The sequence below is a fragment of the Agromyces sp. MMS24-JH15 genome (genome assembly GCF_043518605.1).
GTDB lineage: Bacteria > Actinomycetota > Actinomycetes > Actinomycetales > Microbacteriaceae > Agromyces.
In genome coordinates this window covers 680,144-696,807 of record NZ_CP171358.1, presented here as the reverse complement: position 1 = coordinate 696,807, position 16,664 = coordinate 680,144, and the positions used below count along the sequence as shown (strand labels likewise).

21 protein-coding genes are annotated in these 16,664 nt (G+C 69.9%); 17 read left to right on the top strand and 4 right to left on the bottom strand.

Features of this window, described 5'->3' with window-relative positions; genetic code table 11:
* Nucleotides 1-74 precede the first annotated feature (74 nt).
* Nucleotides 75-572, top strand: coding sequence for a hypothetical protein (locus ACDF64_RS03180; RefSeq protein WP_394553367.1), 498 nt, complete (start codon nt 75-77; stop codon nt 570-572).
* A gap of 52 nt (nt 573-624) precedes the next feature.
* Here the strand turns inward: ACDF64_RS03180 and ACDF64_RS03175 are convergent, their stop codons facing one another.
* Nucleotides 625-1,104, bottom strand: a complete 480-nt coding sequence (locus ACDF64_RS03175) for a hypothetical protein (protein ID WP_394553366.1) — start codon at nt 1,102-1,104, stop codon at nt 625-627.
* Between the two features lie 166 nt (nt 1,105-1,270).
* On the opposite strand from ACDF64_RS03175, the gene ACDF64_RS03170 reads away from it, so the two are divergent.
* Complete coding sequence (locus tag ACDF64_RS03170; RefSeq protein ID WP_394553365.1) at nt 1,271-1,495, top strand: hypothetical protein; 225 nt, start codon at nt 1,271-1,273, stop codon at nt 1,493-1,495.
* A 95-nt stretch (nt 1,496-1,590) separates the two neighbouring features.
* Here ACDF64_RS03170 and ACDF64_RS03165 read toward each other — a convergent pair whose 3' ends face one another.
* Both ACDF64_RS03165 and ACDF64_RS03160 read right to left on the bottom strand, forming a co-directional pair.
* Entirely contained in the window at nt 1,591-3,549 is a 1,959-nt protein-coding gene (locus ACDF64_RS03165) for a hypothetical protein (protein WP_394553364.1), read from the bottom strand.
* 2 nt (nt 3,550-3,551) lie between these two features.
* The gene (locus ACDF64_RS03160) at nt 3,552-4,127 is read right to left on the bottom strand and encodes a DUF4190 domain-containing protein (protein WP_394553363.1); all 576 of its coding nucleotides are present in this window, start codon (nt 4,125-4,127) and stop codon (nt 3,552-3,554) included.
* 212 nt (nt 4,128-4,339) lie between these two features.
* On the opposite strand from ACDF64_RS03160, the gene ACDF64_RS03155 reads away from it, so the two are divergent.
* The 12 genes from ACDF64_RS03155 to ACDF64_RS03100 all read left to right on the top strand — a co-directional run bounded on the left by ACDF64_RS03155 (nt 4,340) and on the right by ACDF64_RS03100 (nt 12,911).
* On the top strand, nt 4,340-4,699 hold the full coding sequence (locus ACDF64_RS03155) for a GntR family transcriptional regulator (protein ID WP_394553362.1): 360 nt from the start codon (nt 4,340-4,342) through the stop codon (nt 4,697-4,699).
* The gene (locus tag ACDF64_RS03150) at nt 4,696-5,625 is read left to right on the top strand and encodes an ABC transporter ATP-binding protein (protein WP_394553361.1); all 930 of its coding nucleotides are present in this window, start codon (nt 4,696-4,698) and stop codon (nt 5,623-5,625) included. Before ACDF64_RS03155 ends, ACDF64_RS03150 begins: the two co-directional genes overlap by 4 nt.
* Nucleotides 5,622-6,404, top strand: coding sequence for a hypothetical protein (locus ACDF64_RS03145; protein ID WP_394553360.1), 783 nt, complete (start codon nt 5,622-5,624; stop codon nt 6,402-6,404). The genes ACDF64_RS03150 and ACDF64_RS03145 overlap by 4 nt, the downstream gene beginning before the upstream one ends.
* 73 nt (nt 6,405-6,477) lie before the next feature.
* Nucleotides 6,478-6,822 (top strand): chorismate mutase, encoded by a 345-nt coding sequence (locus tag ACDF64_RS03140; RefSeq protein ID WP_394553359.1) that lies wholly within the window; start codon nt 6,478-6,480, stop codon nt 6,820-6,822.
* On the top strand, nt 6,822-7,766 hold the full coding sequence (locus ACDF64_RS03135; RefSeq protein WP_394553357.1) for an SDR family NAD(P)-dependent oxidoreductase: 945 nt from the start codon (nt 6,822-6,824) through the stop codon (nt 7,764-7,766). The genes ACDF64_RS03140 and ACDF64_RS03135 overlap by 1 nt, the downstream gene beginning before the upstream one ends.
* The gene (locus tag ACDF64_RS03130) at nt 7,763-7,957 is read left to right on the top strand and encodes a hypothetical protein (protein ID WP_394553356.1); all 195 of its coding nucleotides are present in this window, start codon (nt 7,763-7,765) and stop codon (nt 7,955-7,957) included. The genes ACDF64_RS03135 and ACDF64_RS03130 overlap by 4 nt, the downstream gene beginning before the upstream one ends.
* Before the next feature lie 116 nt (nt 7,958-8,073).
* Entirely contained in the window at nt 8,074-8,652 is a 579-nt protein-coding gene (locus tag ACDF64_RS03125; protein ID WP_394553355.1) for a hypothetical protein, read from the top strand.
* 77 nt (nt 8,653-8,729) lie between these two features.
* Complete coding sequence (locus ACDF64_RS03120) at nt 8,730-9,776, top strand: signal peptidase I (protein ID WP_394553354.1); 1,047 nt, start codon at nt 8,730-8,732, stop codon at nt 9,774-9,776.
* A gap of 97 nt (nt 9,777-9,873) precedes the next feature.
* Nucleotides 9,874-10,293, top strand: a complete 420-nt coding sequence (locus ACDF64_RS03115) for a pilus assembly protein CpaE (protein ID WP_394553353.1) — start codon at nt 9,874-9,876, stop codon at nt 10,291-10,293.
* Between the two features lie 133 nt (nt 10,294-10,426).
* Nucleotides 10,427-11,005, top strand: coding sequence for a TasA family protein (locus tag ACDF64_RS03110; protein WP_394553352.1), 579 nt, complete (start codon nt 10,427-10,429; stop codon nt 11,003-11,005).
* A 206-nt stretch (nt 11,006-11,211) separates the two neighbouring features.
* Nucleotides 11,212-11,781 carry a hypothetical protein gene (locus ACDF64_RS03105; protein WP_394553351.1) on the top strand — a complete coding sequence of 190 codons (570 nt, stop codon included), beginning with the start codon at nt 11,212-11,214 and terminating at the stop codon, nt 11,779-11,781.
* 62 nt (nt 11,782-11,843) lie between these two features.
* Nucleotides 11,844-12,911: a signal peptidase I gene (locus ACDF64_RS03100; RefSeq protein ID WP_394553350.1), complete on the top strand. Its 1,068-nt coding sequence runs from the start codon at nt 11,844-11,846 to the stop codon at nt 12,909-12,911.
* A 7-nt stretch (nt 12,912-12,918) separates the two neighbouring features.
* Here ACDF64_RS03100 and ACDF64_RS03095 read toward each other — a convergent pair whose 3' ends face one another.
* A complete protein-coding gene (locus ACDF64_RS03095; protein ID WP_394553349.1) occupies nt 12,919-13,566 on the bottom strand; it encodes a TetR/AcrR family transcriptional regulator C-terminal domain-containing protein in 648 nt (215 codons plus the stop codon).
* Nucleotides 13,567-13,634: 68 nt separating this feature from the next.
* On the opposite strand from ACDF64_RS03095, the gene ACDF64_RS03090 reads away from it, so the two are divergent.
* The 3 genes from ACDF64_RS03090 to ACDF64_RS03080 all read left to right on the top strand — a co-directional run bounded on the left by ACDF64_RS03090 (nt 13,635) and on the right by ACDF64_RS03080 (nt 16,583).
* On the top strand, nt 13,635-14,864 hold the full coding sequence (locus tag ACDF64_RS03090) for a beta-ketoacyl-[acyl-carrier-protein] synthase family protein (protein ID WP_394553348.1): 1,230 nt from the start codon (nt 13,635-13,637) through the stop codon (nt 14,862-14,864).
* Between the two features lie 126 nt (nt 14,865-14,990).
* The gene (gene adhP, locus ACDF64_RS03085) at nt 14,991-16,016 is read left to right on the top strand and encodes an alcohol dehydrogenase AdhP (protein ID WP_394553347.1); all 1,026 of its coding nucleotides are present in this window, start codon (nt 14,991-14,993) and stop codon (nt 16,014-16,016) included.
* 39 nt (nt 16,017-16,055) lie between these two features.
* Complete coding sequence (locus ACDF64_RS03080) at nt 16,056-16,583, top strand: hypothetical protein (RefSeq protein ID WP_394553345.1); 528 nt, start codon at nt 16,056-16,058, stop codon at nt 16,581-16,583.
* The last annotated feature ends 81 nt before the right edge of the window (nt 16,584-16,664 follow it).

The window sequence follows — 16,664 nt, the reverse complement described above, 5'->3', positions numbered from 1 at the left end:
CTGTCGCCGCGCCGGATGGGGAGGTCATCGATAGATTCGCCTCTGGCCCGAGGGTCGAGTCCGGGTGCTGCGGCTTGTTGTGGACGCGGGATCCGGCGACCGGCGGCGAGAATCTGCCGGTCCAGCTCGCGGATTCGGAAGAGGTCGAATCCGCCGCCACGCCAGAGGAGGCAACTGTGCGCGTACGCATGACGAAGTCCCATCCCGGTCGACGCCTCGCTTGCGCACTCGCCGCATCCGCTGCGATGCTCGCGCTCGCCGGCTGCTCAACCGGCATCAGCGAATACGAGATGGCGCAAGGCGAGTACGAAGAGCACCTCGAGAACGGGTACGAACCCACCGAGGAGCAGTTGCAGGCCGAGGGGGAGGCTGCGTACGAACAGTCGATGGCGGAAACGGCGCGGTGGAGTTGCTATTACGACCCCACGATGAACGAGAACTGGCACGATGACGTGCTGTGCACGAACGGCATGGCGAGCGACCGGCCGGTTCTGCTTCCGGACGACTCGTTCATCGAGTACGAGGAGATCATGCAGGCGGCAGCCGAGTACGAGGCAGCCCTCAACGGGTGAAGGTCCACAGTGGTCCTCGACGTACCGGTGCCGGCTGGGGCGCCAGCCGGCGTCACTTCCGTGCGAGTTCGACGGTCATTGTCACGCCCATCGCGGTCAGCGGGTAGCTGATGATGTCGCCTGAGTAGGTGAACGTCTTGGTCGGGTCGCTCGATGCCAGGAGCGCGCTGCTGGTTTTCGTGGTGTCGTTCGCGGAATCCCAGGAGTAGTCGCCCGCTTCGGTGGGCGCGACGAAGGTGCCGGACCAGTACAGGGCGGTCGTCGCACCGCCGTCGGACACCCAGAACACCTCGATGGTGTCTGCGGTGATCGTCGCCTGCTGGAAGCTGTCCGGGGAGTTGGAGTTCTGCTGCACCCATTCGCCGGTCAGGTCGGGGGCGGGTTCCGGTTCCGTGGTTTCCTGCTGGGTTTCGCCGGTGTCGTCCGTTGTTCCGCCGGTGGGTGCGGACGGTGCGCATCCCGCCTGTGCGGCGATGGTCAACGCCCCGACGGCCAGAGCGACCGCGAGCTTCTCTCTGAGGTGATCCATCATCTTCCCTTCGAACGGCTTTGGGGGCCTGTCTTGGCGGCACACGGTAGTTCCGGTTCCAAGTGAGGGAATGGCTCCGAATTTACTCCCGGTGGGAGGTGGTCCGCCACGTTTCACAACGACGATGTGAAGCCGCCTTCGAGTTGGGACTGGTACCTCGAGGAGTAGCGTGCTCACGGATCCATCGATCGGCACCGTGACGCTCAGCCTCCCGGAGGCGATCGAGCGCATCTCGACCGCACTCGAGAAGACCGACACGACCCACACATCCGTCTTCGCCGTTGTGCGCGAGGACCGCTGGGAACCGGCGCGATCTCGGATCGACGCGTTCACGTCTTCGGTGGTCGCCGGACTGACGACGTCGTTCTTGACCGGACGCTTCGACACGGGCTGAGCCCTTCGTGCAGGAGCACCTCGACCCCGGGTGACCAGCATCGAGACGGTCGCGCTGGGGTTCGGGTTCTGATCCGCGCAATCGTGAGCCTCCGCTCAGGCGCAGCCTTCCGGCCAGTACACCTGGGGAAGAGTCCCGGTCACGATGCTAGTGACGGTCCCGGTCCCGTCGGTGATGAACCCGATGGCGGTGTTGTTCGGCCCGAGGGTGAACAATTCCTTCCCGCCTTCGACATACCGGTTCGGTTCCTCTTGCATCCCGGTACCGAACTCCGCTTTCACGTCAGCTTCGCTGGATCCGACACCGACCCCGCCGGCAGTCCTCGGGAGCTGATCGATGGTGAAGTCCTGCTCATCCGTCTGCGGCCCGTGGATGAAGAACCGGTCGACTGGCCCGGTGGACCCGGCGGACGCAGACAGGTAGCCGATGTAGGCGGTGGTGCCGGTCGCGGTCAGGTTCCCCTGCTGGCATTGCCCGCCGAAGTCGTCGAACGATCCCGGTTCCACGTCCTCCCCTGCCGCTTCGGACAGCGCCCCGTGGATCTGGTCGAGACTCGTCCCGACGGTCAACGGTCCGACAGCGCCGTAGCCGATCACCCAGGAGGAGAGATCCTCCAGCCCGCCGCCGGCGGCCGGTGTGGCGGTGAATACGGTGACCGAGCGGGCGCTGTCCGGGGTGGCCGATTCGGCGACGAAATTGAGGGCGCTGGTGGCGGGTGCGACGATCGCCAACGCCAGACTCGCCTTTGCGACCAAGGATCCGGCCGCCGCCCCGGCTTCCTTCGGGGTCTTCCCGGTGGAGAGGAACGCCAACGCCAGCTTCTGGGCGACCTTCTCGTCGACCGCACCGAGGCAGGTGAGCGCGGCTTTCGCTCCGGCCAGGACGTCGGTCGTGTCCTTGATGTCGTTCGTGCAGGAACCCACGGCGATGACCGCCGCCAGGTGCCCTTCGACTGCTGAGGTGCCCCATTTGACAAGCGCTCCGGCGATCGCCGTTGCCAGGAACTGCCTCACGGTGGGTGGGTGCAGGATGACGAGCGGCTCACCGACCGGCGCACTGTTCACTGACGCCGCGGTGAATCCGTAGCTGATCTCTTGCCCGGCGCCGACCAGGGTGCCGCCAGCGGTCAGGTCGGCGACGGACCTGGCGATGGTTCCGTCGAGGTCGCCGACGGCGGCGAGGGCTGCGTCCACCACGTTCTGCTCGGCGGTGGAGTTGTACGACCATCGCGGCGTCGCGGCGGTCGTCACCGTGTACCCGAACCCGCGGTTCACCCGTGCTTTCACGACCAGCAGGTCTGGTGCTTTCGCGTCCCGTCCGACACAGAACAGGATGGGGTTGTTGGCGTTGTAGTCGATCATCACCGTCGACTGGACCCAGGTGGGTGTGGCAGGCCCGTCGCAGACGGGGTCATCCACACGGGTGTCGAAGATCTTCCCAACCCCGAAGTACAGGGCGTCCGCGCCGTCGGCGAATGCCTTGCCGATCGTCTTGTTCGTCTCGTCGAGAGCCTTGCCGATCGCAGCGTTGGCTTCCGCGACCTTCTGTCCTGCGGCTTTCGCGCCGGCCACGACGCTCATCACCGCTTGCTGGGTTCCGGCGATGACGTCGTTCCACACGGACAGGTGGTGGACGGTTGCGGTCAGCGTTCGCCGGTCCTCCGACAGTTCCGACGGAACCGCTTCCCACGCTCCGAGGTTCTCGTTGAAGAACATGAACGACGCGGCCGCATCCTCCGGGACCGGGTCGACGTACACCCGGGACAACGTCACACCGGCTTCGGGCATGTCGAACGCCAACTCGATCTCGGTGGGAACACCGACGATCGCCCCCGCCGCCGTCACCTCCTGCAACCCGGCGAGCGACACCTCGGTGAGCTCGCCCGCTGACAAGGTCGCCTTCTTCGCGGTTCCGTCGACTTCGACCGTGATCGACGACGCGGCATCAGGCTTCTCCGGCGCGCACCCTGACAGCGCCGCGGCGGCGAGCAAGGCAGCGACCGTGGCGGCAACGATTCGAAGCCACGACGAACAGTCCGGCTTCGGAGTCGTCATGATCAGTAGCCGCGGAATGCGTTCGCGTACACGATGGCGACGATGATCCCGCCGATGACACTGAGGGCGGTGAACACCCATCCGACGGAGACGGCGGTCACTGCCATGCCGCGGCCGTCCTCCCCGGTCTTCCGGATCTGCGACAGCGCGACATGTCCGAGGATGAGGCCGACGATGGAGGAGAACCACACGACGATGATCGACGCGAGCGCCAACCCGTTCGTCCTTCCAGCGCCGAGCCCGGCCGGTGCGACCGCCCCCTGGCTGGTGGCCGGAGCGCGTCGGGCCAACGGGATCGAGATGACACCGAGGGCGACCGCGACGAGGCCGACGAGGCCCGCCCAGGCGGTGAGATCGAACGCGAGGTAGCCGAGCGCGATGCCGACGATGGTCGTCACGATCGCTGCGATACCGAACCCCAGCCCGGAACGGTTTCGTCGGACTGCAAGCACCAGTCCGACGATGCCAAGGGCGAGACCAACGACGACGACAGCCAACGTGAGAATGGGCACAGCCGGTCCTTTCGGGTGGATCCGCTGCGGCGGCCGGCGGCGCGCCAGACCTTCGGGTGCGGCCACGGGTTGTGCGTGAGCATATCGGTGCGAAAAAGCGCTCAGATACCGCCCCGTTCAGGGGGTGTCATCACGAGTGGGGTCACGGCTGCGGTCTCAACCAACCTGCGCGAAGGAACAAAGCCTGCAGCTTCACAACCGGTTGGAGAACAAGGGTTGACACCCCCTCGGTTCAGTGGTTAGTTAGCTAAGTAATGAACCACCGAGGTTAGGCCGGCATGGACGAATCGCGCCCGATCTTCATCCAGATCGCGGAACAGGTCGAGAACGACATCATCGACGGAGCGCTGCCCGAGGGCAGTCAGATCCCGTCGACGAACGAGTTCGCGGCGTTCCTGCGCGTGAATCCGGCCACCGCGCTGAAGGGAGTGAACCGCCTTGTCGACGACGGCATCGTGGAGAAGCGGAGGGGGATCGGCATGTTCGTGACCTCCGGGGCCCGGGAGCGCCTCATCGAACGTCGGCGGGCCGAGTTCGCCGCCCAATACATCCGTCCGCTCATCGTCGAGGCCGAGAAGCTCGGCATCGGCGTCGAAGAACTCGCGGGGATGCTCCGCGAGGAGAGGATCCAGTCATGACCCGCACAGTGGTCCGAGCGACCGGGCTCACGAAGCGCTACGGCTCGTTCACCGCGGTCGACGCGATCGACCTCGACCTGCAGGAGCACCGCATCTACGGCCTGCTCGGCCGCAACGGTGCCGGCAAGACGACCGTGATGCAGTTGCTCACCGGCCAGCTCTTCCCCAACGCGGGCACGCTCGAGGTGTTCGGGCGCGCGCCGGCCGAACACGCCGACGTGCTGCGCCGTCTCTGCTTCATCGCCGAGTCGCAGCGCTACCCCGAGGACTTCACGCCGAAGCACGTGTTCCGTGCGGCGCCCTGGTTCTTCGAGCACTGGGACGCGGCGTTCGCCGAGCGGCTCATCGCCGACTTCCGGCTCCCGGTGAAGCGTCGCCTCAAGAAGCTGAGCCGCGGCCAGCTGTCGGCGGTCGGCGTCATCGTCGGGCTCGCCTCGCGCGCGCCGATCACGTTCTTCGACGAGCCGTACCTCGGCCTCGACGCGGTCGCACGCCACATCTTCTACGACCGCCTCCTCGAGGACTACGCCGAGCACCCGCGCACGATCGTGCTCTCGACGCACCTCATCGACGAAGTCGCGAACCTGCTCGAGCACGTGATCCTCATCGACCAGGGGCGGATCCTGCTCGACCGCGACGCCGACGAGGTCCGCGGGTCGGCGACGACGGTCGCCGGCGCCCGAGCCTCGGTCGACGCGTTCGTCGCCGACCGCCCGGTCATCGGGCGCGAGGGGCTCGGCGGCCTGGCATCCGTCACGATCGACGGCCGCCTCGACCAGGCCGAGCGCATCCACGCCGCCGAACTCGGCCTCGAGCTCGCACCGGTCTCGCTCCAGCAGCTGATCATCCACCTGACCGGCGGCGACCTCGCCGCCGAGGCATCCGAATCGAACGTCGTGTCCATCAGGAAGGGAGCCGCAGCATGAACGCCGTCACCGCATCGGGGCCGGCCCCCGCAGCACCGGCCGCGCCCGAACGCCGGGTCCGCCCCGGCGAGATCTGGCGGATCATCCGCCTGCACACCGTCAATCCCGGCGTCTTCTTCATCGTGCCGTGGGTGATCATGGCCGGGGCCTGGGCGATCAGCGTGGTCCTCGTGCTCATCATCGGCGCCGCGGGCGCACCCGTCGAGAAGGTCACCGTCGGCATGCAGTACAGCTGGGCGGTGCTCTCGCCGCAGTGGTACCTCGTCGTCGTCGGCGTGCAGGCCATCGCGTTCACGTTCCAGTTCGCGCTCGGCTTCGGCGCGACCCGGCGCGACTACTGGCTCGGCACCTGGCTGATGTTCCTGTTCGTGTCGATCGTCAACGCGATCGCGATCGCGACGCTCGTGATGATCGAGCGCGCGACCGACCACTGGTGGGTCGGCGCCGCGATGTTCGACGCGCTCTGGTACGTCGGGGCCGACTGGATCACGGCGGCCTACACGACCTTCGCGTTGCAGCTGTTCGTCCTCACGGTCGGCGCGGCCGCGACCACGGTCTACATGCGGTGGCGGATGCCCGGCATGCTCGTGCTCGGCGCCTCGGCCGCCGCGCTCGTGCTCGGGGCGATCGCGCTCCTCACCTTCACCGAGTCGTGGGGCGCGTTCGCCGAGTGGTTCGCGGCGGTCGGGCTGAACGGCGGATTCACCATCCTGGTCGTCCTGGCACTGGCCTTCGGAGTGTTCGGGTACAGCGTGATCCGGCGGGCGACCCCGCGCTGAGCGCGGTTCCGGCGGCGACCGCGGCGGGACATCCGATCATGGATGCCCCGCCGCGTCGCCTATGGTCGATTGCATGACTGCCATCGACGATCGCGACGCCGCGATGACGGAGTTGCTCGGCATCCGCTCGAGCATCGACAACATCGATGCCGCGCTCATCCACCTGCTCGCCGAGCGCTTCAAGTTCACCCAGCAGGTCGGGCGGCTCAAGGCGACCCACGGGCTGCCGCCGAGCGACCCCGACCGTGAGAAGCGCCAGATCGCCCGGCTCCGGGCGCTCGCCGAGGATGCGCACCTCGATCCCGCGTTCGCCGAGAAGTGGTTCAACTTCGTCGTCGCCGAGGTGATCCAGCACCACGAGGAGCTCGCGGGCAACAGCGGGGCCGCACCGGCCGGGTCCTCGCCCGCCGGAGCCTGATGGCCGACTGGTATCCCGCCCCCCTGCCCTCGCAGGAGGGGCGCAGGTTCCTCGTGACCGGGGCCAACGCGGGCATCGGGTTCTTCACGAGCGCACGTCTCGCGGGCGCGGGCGCCGATGTGGTGATGACCGGGCGGAGCGCCGAGCGGCTCGAGCGGGCCGCGAACGCGATTCGCGAACGCCTCGACGCGGGCGCGGGCCACGAGCTCGGCGGCTCGGTCGAGACGCTCGTCATCGACCAGTCGTCGCTCGAGTCCGTCGCGGCGGGCGCCGCCGCGCTCGCCGCGGGTGAGCCGTTCGACGGGATCGCCCTGAACGCCGGCATGGTGCACACACCGCGCCGCCGGGAGACGAGCGTCGACGGGCACGAGCTCGTGCTCGCGACGAACGTGCTCGGCGCGTTCGCCCTGCACGCGCGGCTCCTCGGGCACGTGCGCCCCGGCGGCCGGATCGTCACGCTCGGCTCGCTGTCGACCCAGCTGTCGACGTTCCGCATCGACGACCTCGAGCTCGAGCGCGGCTACGACTCGTGGCGCGCCTACGCGCAGTCGAAGATCGCGAACCAGGTGCTCGCGTTCGAGCTCGACCGGCGGCTCAGGGCGCAGGATGCCCCGCTGCTGAGCGTCGTGGCGCACCCTGGCTACTCGATCTCGGGCCGGACCCCGTTCGTCCCGGGCGTGAACGAGCCGACCCGGGGCACGCGGTTCGCCGACGAGCTCCAGGGCGCGATGGCCCAGGGCAAGCATCGCGGCGCGGAGCCCGTGCTGCACGCGCTGACCGCGGACGACGTCGCGGGCGGCCAGTTCTGGGGGCCGCGCCATCGCACGAAGGGCGCACCCGCGCTCGGCCGGCCGACGCGGACCTCGCTCGACCCGGCGATCGGCAGGCGGGTCTGGGACCTCGTCGAGCAGGCGACCGGCGTACGGCACGGGCTGGTCGGATGATCCGCCGCGCGTTCGACCGCTGGTGGGCGACGCCGCGCGTGCGTCGGCGGGTCGCGCTGGCGCTCGTGGTGCTCGGCGCGGCGATCGCACTGTTCGCGCTCGCGACCGCGCGGTGGGGATGGCTCTTCGTCGCCGTCGTCGTCATCGGGCTCGGCGCGACGGCGGGGCCTGCGAGGATCCGGAAGCGCTGACACGCGGGCCGAAGCACGGCCTGCTGTTCCGGGGATCCCGGCGATACGCTGAACCCAGATGCGGCCATCGGTCGTCCGGGGGGACGGCGCGCCGCCTTCGCGAAGGGGGAGACGCGATGTCGGAGTCCACGAGTGCGCCCGGTCCGGCCGAGGAGCGACGGCGAGGCGGAGCCCGGTTCTGGGTGCTCGCGATCATCATCGGCCTGGCGATCATCGTCGCGGGCGTGCTGATCTACCAGGCGTCGTACTCGGCGTTCACGGCGCAGACCGAGGCCGGGTCGACCGCGTTCTCGGTGGGCACGGTCGACATCACGAACGACAAGGAAGGCACATCGGTCTTCACCGCGACCAACTTGAAGGAGGGGTCGACCGACGAGGAGCCCGTCGTCGTGACGTACAGCGGCTCGCTCGACGCCGAGGTCCGGTTGTTCGCCGAGACGACAGGCGTCGACCAGGATCTCGCCGAGCACCTGCAGTTGACGATCACGCCGACCGGCGGCCAGGCGACCGGCTCGTGGTCGGGCACGCTCGCGGAGTTCCAGACCGGTGCCACCGACTACGTGTCGGGCATCCTGCCCATCGCGGTGGCGGAGGGCGACGAGATCACCTACACCGTCGCGTACGAGGTGCTCCCGGGTGTCGAGCAGGGCGCCACCGCCGACGTCACCTTCGTCTGGGAGGCGCAGAACACCTGATCGAGCAGACGGCGGAGGCGCCCGCCTCCCGAGCGCCGGGGTGGCACCGCACGCCGATCGACGACCTGCCGTGGCCGGTGCTCATCCGGGTCGCGCTGTGCCGGGGCATCCTCGTCATGATCGTGACGTTCCTCGTCGTCGCGTTCCTGCCGCGGCCGTTCGGATTCACCGGCACGACGATCCTCACCGGATCGATGCGCCCGGCGATCCAGCCCGGCGACGTCGTGCTCGTCGACGCCCTCGCGCCCGAGGAGTACGTGCCCGGCCAGGTCATCCTGTTCCCGAACCCCGCGCGCCCCGAACAGCGGATCCTGCACCGCATCGTCGAGGTGGCCGAGGACGGATCGTTCGTCACGAAGGGCGACGCCAACCCCGAGGCCGATTCGTCGCCCGTCGATCCCGCGTCCGTCATCGGCGTCGGCCGGGTCCTCGTCCCGTCGATCGGGCTGCCGATCGTCTGGGCGTCGACCGGGCTGTGGTTGCTCACGATCGCCGCGCTCCTCGTCGGCATCGCCGTCGTGCGAGGCGCGCTCTCCATCGAGTACTTCCCGGCGACGCGCAAGCGCGCAGGGACGCAGGCCCTCGTCGAGTGGACTGCGATCATCGGCGGGCTCGCGATCTGGGTGCTGATCGTGGCGCTGGGCGTTGCGCGCGGATCGACGGCGGCATTCGTCGCCGGCACGCGGACGGGGTCATCGACGTGGGCGATGGCGGTAGGCCCGACGCCGACGCCGACGCCGACGCCGACGCCGACGCCGACGCCGACGCCGACGCCGACGCCCACGCCGCCCCCGAGCACGGGGCCGACCTCCTGCGGGTACCTCAACGTCGCAATCGATTCGGCGAACTTCGGAGTCAATATCGTCAATCTCGGCCCCGAGGTCGTCGGCCCCGGGTGGACGGTGACCTGGAGCTTCACCGAGGCCCGGAAGGTCACCGGACTCTGGTCTGGGGGCATGGCCTGGTCGCAGGACGGTCAGCAGGTTACGTTCACCGACACTGCCGGAACGGAATACGGACAATGGAACGGTCCATGGATCGGCGGCTCTTTCGCTCCTTTCGAAGGCCCGCCGGGCACCATCACGGAGGTTCGGTGGAACGGCACGCTCTGCACGCTGCTGTGAGCTGGATTCCGGGTATTGTGACCGCCCCGCATCGCGTGTCGTGACGGAGCCTCCGCTCGCCCTCGTGCTCGCCGGTACCGCACGGCAGACTGGCCGCATGATCTCGCGCGACCTCGCCGTGGCGCTCAAGGGGGCCGGCCTCGTCTGGCACCCCGCCTCGGGCGACCGCTTCCAGCTCGACCTGCCCGACCACGTCGAGCCCGAGGTCGAGGCCGACGTCTACACCGTGAGCGAGATGACCATCGAGTCGCAGCGCACGCCGACGGGGACCGTGCTCGGCTTCAACGGCACGACCGAGTGGGCGCTCGACTCGCTCACGATCGCCGACGCGGTGTGGCTGCCCCGCGAGGACCAGCTTCGCGATCTGCTGCGCGGCACGTTCCGCAGCCTGCGCCGGCTGGCCGACGCGTTCGAGGTCGAGGTCGAGATCAGCGGCGCCCGGCTCCGCTTCGAGCATCCGGATGCCTCGGAGGCGTACGCGATGGCGCTGCTGGAGCTCATCGGCCGCGCGAACTGACCGACTCTGCGCGTCCAGCCCACGGTCGGGACGCTCACGGGAGGACGCCAGCTTCCTCGCAGGGTTCCGAAATATCCTCGGTTCTGAGGGCCCCCGGTTCCCCGCCCGGCGGCGACCCCATTCGGAGGCAGGAATGATGCGTGCGCTCATCGGGCGCAGGAGCGTCGACGTGCGTGGCGCCCGGTCCTGGGTGCTCGCGCTCGCGACGCCCGTCGCGCTGCTGCTCGCGGCGCTGCTCGTGTACAACGCCTCGTTCGCCGCGTTCTCGGCGAAGTCCGAGACCGCCGTGAACTCCTTCTCGACGGGCACCGTCCGGTTGTGGAACGACCACGTGGACCACGCCGTGTTCGACGTGTCCGACCTCTCCCCGGGCGACCATGCGTGGGCGATGGTTCGAGTCGAGTACGCCGGGAGCCTCGCCTCGACCGTGAAGTTGTACGCGCAGGTCGACGGCGACGCCGAGCAGGACCTCGCCCCGTACGTGGAGTTGTCGTTCCGCGAGACCGGGAGCGGCGCGACATGGAAGGGCACGCTCGACCAGTTCGCGAAGCTCACCGACTACGGGACGGGCGTCGTGCCCTTCGAGATGGCGCCGACCGCGGACGGTGCGACGCGGGACGCCTTCTTCGTCATCGACTACAAGGTGCTCGAGAACGCGCCGCAGGATGCCTCGGCCTCCGTCTCGTTCGTCTGGGAGGCGAAGACCCACTGAGCGGTAGCGCGGCCGCGCCGCGCCGCGCTCCGACGGGTGTGGGCCCTGATCCCGGCGGCCGGCGGGCCGAAACGGAGCAAATAGTCCGTATGGAAGCGCGATCACAGCGCTCTTTCATCGCGTTCTCGGAACCGAGGAATATTCTGCAATGTTCCCCCGAAGTTCCGGATCCCCCGAAAACATCCGGAGAAAGAGAAGGTCCGGTCATGTCGACCGACATCAACACCATGTCCGAGCCCACGAACGCTCGGCGAGGTTCGACGAAGGCGTGGGTCGTCGCGATCGCGATCCCCCTCGCGATCGTCATGGCAGCTCTCCTCGTGTACCAGGCGTCGTTCGCGGCGTTCACCGCGAAGACGGACACCGCCCAGAACAACTGGGAGACGGGTACCGTCCTGCTGACGAACTCGAAGTCCGGCCAGGCCGCATTCACCGAAACGAATCTCACGGCCGGCCAGACGGGCGGCAAGGACATCACGGTGACGTACTCCGGCTCGAACGCGGCGACCGTGAAGATGTACGCAGCCGCCGGCGGGGAAACGCAGTCGCTGGCTTCCTCCCTCACGCTCACCATCACGCGCGACGATGCCGTTCCCGTATTCACGGGCACGCTCGCCCAGTTCCAGGCGAAGACCGACTGGAACAGTGGACTCGGTGATGTGCCGATGAACCCGGGCGCCAAGACCGCGGTGTACCACATCGCATGGTCGGTCGCGTCGAATGCTCCGCAGGCGGCGACCGGTTCGGTCGTCTTCGTCTGGGAAGCCCAGGGATAAGTCGGTCCGAGCTGACCACGGTCACGGCCAGGGCGGCGAGTTCTCGGCAGCGGACTCGCCGCGTGCCGATCACCCAGCTGCCCTGGCCGACGGTCGTCCGCGTGGCCCTGTGCCGCGCGTACGTCGCCCTCGTCGGCACCCTCGCGGTGCTCGCGGTGCTGCCGCAGGCGTTCCTGCTCGTCGGCACCACCGTGATGAGCGACTCGATGGCGCCGGTCATCCGGGCCGGCGATGTCGCGCTCTCGTCGCCGATCGACCCCGCGGACATCGAGGAGGGCCAGGTCGTGCTCTTCCACGACCCGGCGGCCGACTCGGATGCCGACGCGCGGCTCATGTTCCACCGCGTCGACGAGGTGCGCGCCGACGGGGCGTTCGTCACGAAGGGCGACGCGAACGCGGACGCCGACTCGACGCCGGTCGACCCGTCCGAGGTGGTCGGCATCGGCCGTCTCCTCGTCCCGCTCATCGGCCTGCCGGTCGTCTGGGCCGCGGACGGATCGTGGTTGGGCGTCGCCGCCTTCGTGGCGGTCAGTGCGCTCGCACTGCGCGGGATGTCCCTGCCGCAGGTGCCCGCGCACCGCGAGGGCGCGCGCTCGACGCGCCGGCGAGCCCGGGGTGCGCTCGAGGTGACCGCCTCGGCACTCGTCGTCGCGCTCGGCGTGCTCCTTGTCTTCGCCGCCGCAGGCCGCGGTGCATCCGCGGCGTTCACGTCGCAGACCGCGACGGGCGTGTCGTCGTGGAGCACAGATGCGCCGCCGGTCTGCACGATCACGGACTGGCAGATGCACAGCCCGTCGGGCACGCAGGCATGGCCGGACTTCAAGGTGCGCACGATCGCAACGCCTATCAAGGCACCATGGGTTCTCACCTGGCGATGGGCCGGCGATTGGCGGGTCGTGGGGGCTTGGAACGGCGAGATCAAGCAGTCGGAGTCCACGGACGTGACATACACTTCTGCGGATTGGGCGGACTTGTGGCCCGACAGCTTCCAGAGCGTCGGGTTCACCGTCACCAGCGAGTCCAGTTCCTGGGGTGACATCCCCACCGACTTCAAGCTCAACGGCCAGCCCTGCACGTTCGTACCCAAGCCGCCCTCGGTCCCCGAGTCGCGCGGATCTGCGCCGGAGTAACGGGCGATCAGCCCCTGACGCCGCCGGCCGCCGGCCCGTCGCTCGTGCCAGCAATCTCGTGGATCGTCAGCGTCCCCGCGAGGTCGAGGTCGGCGGTCGTCCCGCTGACGCCCGCGCCGAACAGCAGCACCGCGCCGAGCGCGGTGCTCCAGAACGTGCGCACCTCGGAGGGCAGCGCGCGGTCGGTGGCCCAGCCGCGCGCCTCGGCGACCTGCCGGACGTACCGTTCCGAGTGCTTGAACAGCAACTGCATGTGGGCGTCGATCGTCGATCCGTGCTGCGGCTTCGCGATCTCCGCGGCGAGCACGCGCGCGACGCCCGGCAGGGTCGGCATCGACAGCACGGCCCGGGCGATGCCGCGTCGGAAGGCCGACGGCGTGGGCGCCCGGCGCCCGACGAGCTCGATGCGACCGGCGTCGCGCAGCAGGCCGAGGAACGCCGCATCGATCAGCAGCGCCTGCTTCGAGCCGAAGTGGTAGGTGATCTGGTTCGGGAAGACGCCGGCCGCCTTGGCGATCTCGGCGACGCTCGGCTCGGCGTTGCCCCTGCTGATCGCGAGCCGCGTCGTGGTGTCGAGGATCCGGTGGCGCGTCGACCGCCCGCGACGGTCGGTGTCGTCGAGTGTTCCGTTGGAAGCCCCCGCACCCCGTACCATTCGTCGATTGTATGTGATACAACTGGGTCTCAGGCGTTTGTACGCCATACAAGCGGAGGGGGCCCGCCATGCCAGCGCACACCGAGGTCGTCATCACCGGACTCGGCGCGGTCACGCCGCTCGGCGCCGACGTCGCATCCACCTGGGCCGCCCTCCTCGCGTCCGAATCCGGCATCCGCGGCGACGTCCTGCGCGACGCCGACGGCGGCGACGTCCCCGCGACGTCGGCCGGCACCATGGCCGTCGACCCCGCGGGCCTGCTCGCCATCGTCGAGGCGAAGCGGCTCGACCGCTCCCAGCAGGCTGCGCTCGCGGCATCCCGTGAGGCCTGGCTCGACGCGGGATCGCCCGTGGTCGACCCCGACCGGTTCGCGACCGCGGTCGGCACCGGCGTCGGCGGGCTCCTCACCCTCCTGAAGGAGGACGAGACCCTCAAGGCCATCGGCGTCCGTCGCGTGTCCCCGCGCGCCGTCCCGCTGCTCATGCCGAACGCGGCCGCCGCGGTCGTCGGCATCGAGTTCGGTGCTCGCGCCGGCACGTACACGCCCGTGTCCGCCTGCTCGTCGGGCGCGGAGGCGATCGCGCACGGCGCCCGGCTCATCCGCGCCGGCGAGGCCGACATCGTCATCGCGGGCGGGACCGAAGCGGCGATCAGCCCCATCACGGTCGCCGGATTCCTCCAGGCGCGCGCCCTCTCCCGCTACGAGGGCGACCCCGCGAACGCGTCGCGTCCCTTCTCGGTCGACCGCGACGGGTTCGTGCTCGGCGAGGGCTCCGGCATGGTGGTCCTCGAGAGCGCCGAGCACGCCGCCGCGCGCGGCGCCCGGGTGCACGCGGTCCTCGCCGGGGCCGGCATCGCGGCCGACGCGCACCACCTGACCGCACCCGCGCCCGACGGCGCCGGACAGATGGCCGCGATGCGCAAGGCGCTCCTGCAGGCGGGGCTCGCCCCCGCGCAGATCGGCCACGTCAACGCGCACGCGACCGGGACCCCCGTGGGCGACGTCGCCGAGGCGCGCGCCATCCACGAGGTCTTCGGGCGCACGACCGTGACCGCGCCCAAGGCGGCGCTCGGCCACCTGTTCGGCGCGGCCGGCGCGGTCGAGGCGATCATCGCGATCCTCAGCGTCAAGCACGGCGCCGTGCCGCCGACGCGCAACCTGACCGGGGACACGATCGACCCCGAGGTCGACCTCGACGTCGTCCTCGAGCGCCGCGACCTCATCCAGGAGGCGGTCGCGAGCAACTCGTTCGGCTTCGGCGGGCAGAACGTCTCGCTGATCTTCACGCACGCCTGACCGGCCGAGCGCCCGTCACCCCGGACCGAACCGGGCGTACCCCGTCGCAACCCGTCGCAACCCCCTCGGAGTAGCGTGACCCCTCGGAGGCCGGCGATCGGCCGGCCCGATCGAAGGGGGAATTCGATGGGCGACACCATGCGCGCTGCCGTCGTCACGGAGCTCGGCGCACCATTGGTCGTCAAGGACGTGCCGATCCCCGAGCCGGGCCACGGCGAGGCGCTCGTGAAGCTGATCACCTCGGGCGTCTGCCACACCGACCTGCACGCCGCGCGCGGCGACTGGCCGGTCGCGCCCAAGTCCGACCTCATCCCGGGGCACGAGGGTTACGGCGAGGTCGTGGCGGTCGGGCCGGGGGTCCTCGAACTGAAGGTCGGCGACAAGGTCGGCAACGCCTGGCTCTGGAGCGCGTGCGGCGTGTGCGAGTACTGCCGTACCGGGTGGGAGACGCTCTGCCCGAACCAGAAGAACGGCGGCTACTTCGTCGACGGCAGCTTCGGGGAGTACATGCTCGTCGACGAGCGGTTCGCCGCGAGGATCCCCGACGGCGTCGACCCGGTCGAGATCGCGCCGATCCTCTGCGCGGGCGTCACCGTCTACAAGGGGCTCAAGGAGACCGAGGTCAGACCCGGCCAGTGGGTCGTCATCTCGGGCATCGGCGGCCTCGGCCACATCGCCGTGCAGTACGCCATCGCGATGGGCATGCGGGTCGCCGCGGTCGACGTCGACGACGAGAAGCTCGCGCTCGCGACCAAGCACGGCGCCGAGGTCGTCGTGAACGCGGCGACCGCGGACCCGGTCGCGACGATCCAGGAGCAGATCGGCGGCGCGCACGGCGTGCTCGTCACGGCCGTGCACCCGTCGGCCTTCGGCCAGGCGGTGGGGATGGCCCGCCGGGGCGGCACCGCCGTGTTCGTCGGGCTGCCGCCGGGCGAGTTCCCGGCCTCGATCTTCGACGTGGTGCTCCGCCGCATCACGATCCGCGGCTCGATCGTCGGCACCCGCCAGGACCTCGCCGAGGCGATCGAGTTCTACGCGCGCGGCAAGATCCACCCCACGGTCTCGTCGGTCGAGACGCTCGACGACATCAACTCGATCTTCGAGCGCCTCGAGGCCGGGAAGGTCGAGGGCCGCATCGTCATGCAGTACTGACGTCCCGGTCGGGGCATCCGGCTGCGTAGCATCTCCAGCATGGACCAGCGCTCGGATGCCCCGTCGCGTGTGCGCGCGCTCGCGGCCGAGGCCGCCCGCGCGCTCGCCGCGGCGGGCGCGCGCGACGAGGCGCTCGCCGACTTCGCGCCGGCGCGCCGCGTGCTCGGCATCCCGCGCGCCGCGAGGATGACCCCCGCCGGGCGCGTCTGGCGCCTCGGCGTGCTGCTCGTCGCACCCGTCGGCGGCCTCTTCGGCACCGGCCGCGTCGTGCGCGCGCAGCGCGAGGTGCGGCGCAGCGTCACCGCGAACGCGGTCGCCGTCGAGCGCGCCTACCGTGCCGCGGCCGTGCGCGGCGGCTATCGCGAGGACGAGACCGTGAACTTCGGCGCGCAGCGCATCGACCCCGACGAGCTCGGCGCGTTCGGGGCATCCGGACCGCTCGTGCTCGGCGCCGACGGCGCCGTCCTCGTCCGTTGGAGCGCGGGCGACCCGACCGCGCTCGCCCCCTTCGAGCGGTACCTCGCCGAGCGCGTCGACCTCGCGACGGCGCCGCCGGCGGGTTCGTAGAGGTCGTGCGCGGCTTCCGCGCAATCCCTTGACCCCCGTTCGCGGCACCTGTCAGGATCGCGGACATGCGCGCCCCGACCG

Coding starts and splice junctions, on each gene's coding strand:
- ACDF64_RS03145 (WP_394553360.1), top strand. CDS start 5,622: ATGAACGCCGTCACCGCATCGGGGCCGGCCCCCGCAGCACCGGCCGCG.
- ACDF64_RS03110 (WP_394553352.1), top strand. CDS start 10,427: ATGATGCGTGCGCTCATCGGGCGCAGGAGCGTCGACGTGCGTGGCGCC.
- ACDF64_RS03135 (WP_394553357.1), top strand. CDS start 6,822: ATGGCCGACTGGTATCCCGCCCCCCTGCCCTCGCAGGAGGGGCGCAGG.
- ACDF64_RS03125 (WP_394553355.1), top strand. CDS start 8,074: ATGTCGGAGTCCACGAGTGCGCCCGGTCCGGCCGAGGAGCGACGGCGA.
- adhP (WP_394553347.1), top strand. CDS start 14,991: ATGGGCGACACCATGCGCGCTGCCGTCGTCACGGAGCTCGGCGCACCA.
- ACDF64_RS03115 (WP_394553353.1), top strand. CDS start 9,874: ATGATCTCGCGCGACCTCGCCGTGGCGCTCAAGGGGGCCGGCCTCGTC.
- ACDF64_RS03105 (WP_394553351.1), top strand. CDS start 11,212: ATGTCGACCGACATCAACACCATGTCCGAGCCCACGAACGCTCGGCGA.
- ACDF64_RS03155 (WP_394553362.1), top strand. CDS start 4,340: ATGGACGAATCGCGCCCGATCTTCATCCAGATCGCGGAACAGGTCGAG.
- ACDF64_RS03140 (WP_394553359.1), top strand. CDS start 6,478: ATGACTGCCATCGACGATCGCGACGCCGCGATGACGGAGTTGCTCGGC.
- ACDF64_RS03150 (WP_394553361.1), top strand. CDS start 4,696: ATGACCCGCACAGTGGTCCGAGCGACCGGGCTCACGAAGCGCTACGGC.
- ACDF64_RS03080 (WP_394553345.1), top strand. CDS start 16,056: ATGGACCAGCGCTCGGATGCCCCGTCGCGTGTGCGCGCGCTCGCGGCC.
- ACDF64_RS03095 (WP_394553349.1), bottom strand. CDS start 13,566: ATGGTACGGGGTGCGGGGGCTTCCAACGGAACACTCGACGACACCGAC.
- ACDF64_RS03090 (WP_394553348.1), top strand. CDS start 13,635: ATGCCAGCGCACACCGAGGTCGTCATCACCGGACTCGGCGCGGTCACG.
- ACDF64_RS03165 (WP_394553364.1), bottom strand. CDS start 3,549: ATGACGACTCCGAAGCCGGACTGTTCGTCGTGGCTTCGAATCGTTGCC.
- ACDF64_RS03175 (WP_394553366.1), bottom strand. CDS start 1,104: ATGATGGATCACCTCAGAGAGAAGCTCGCGGTCGCTCTGGCCGTCGGG.
- ACDF64_RS03130 (WP_394553356.1), top strand. CDS start 7,763: ATGATCCGCCGCGCGTTCGACCGCTGGTGGGCGACGCCGCGCGTGCGT.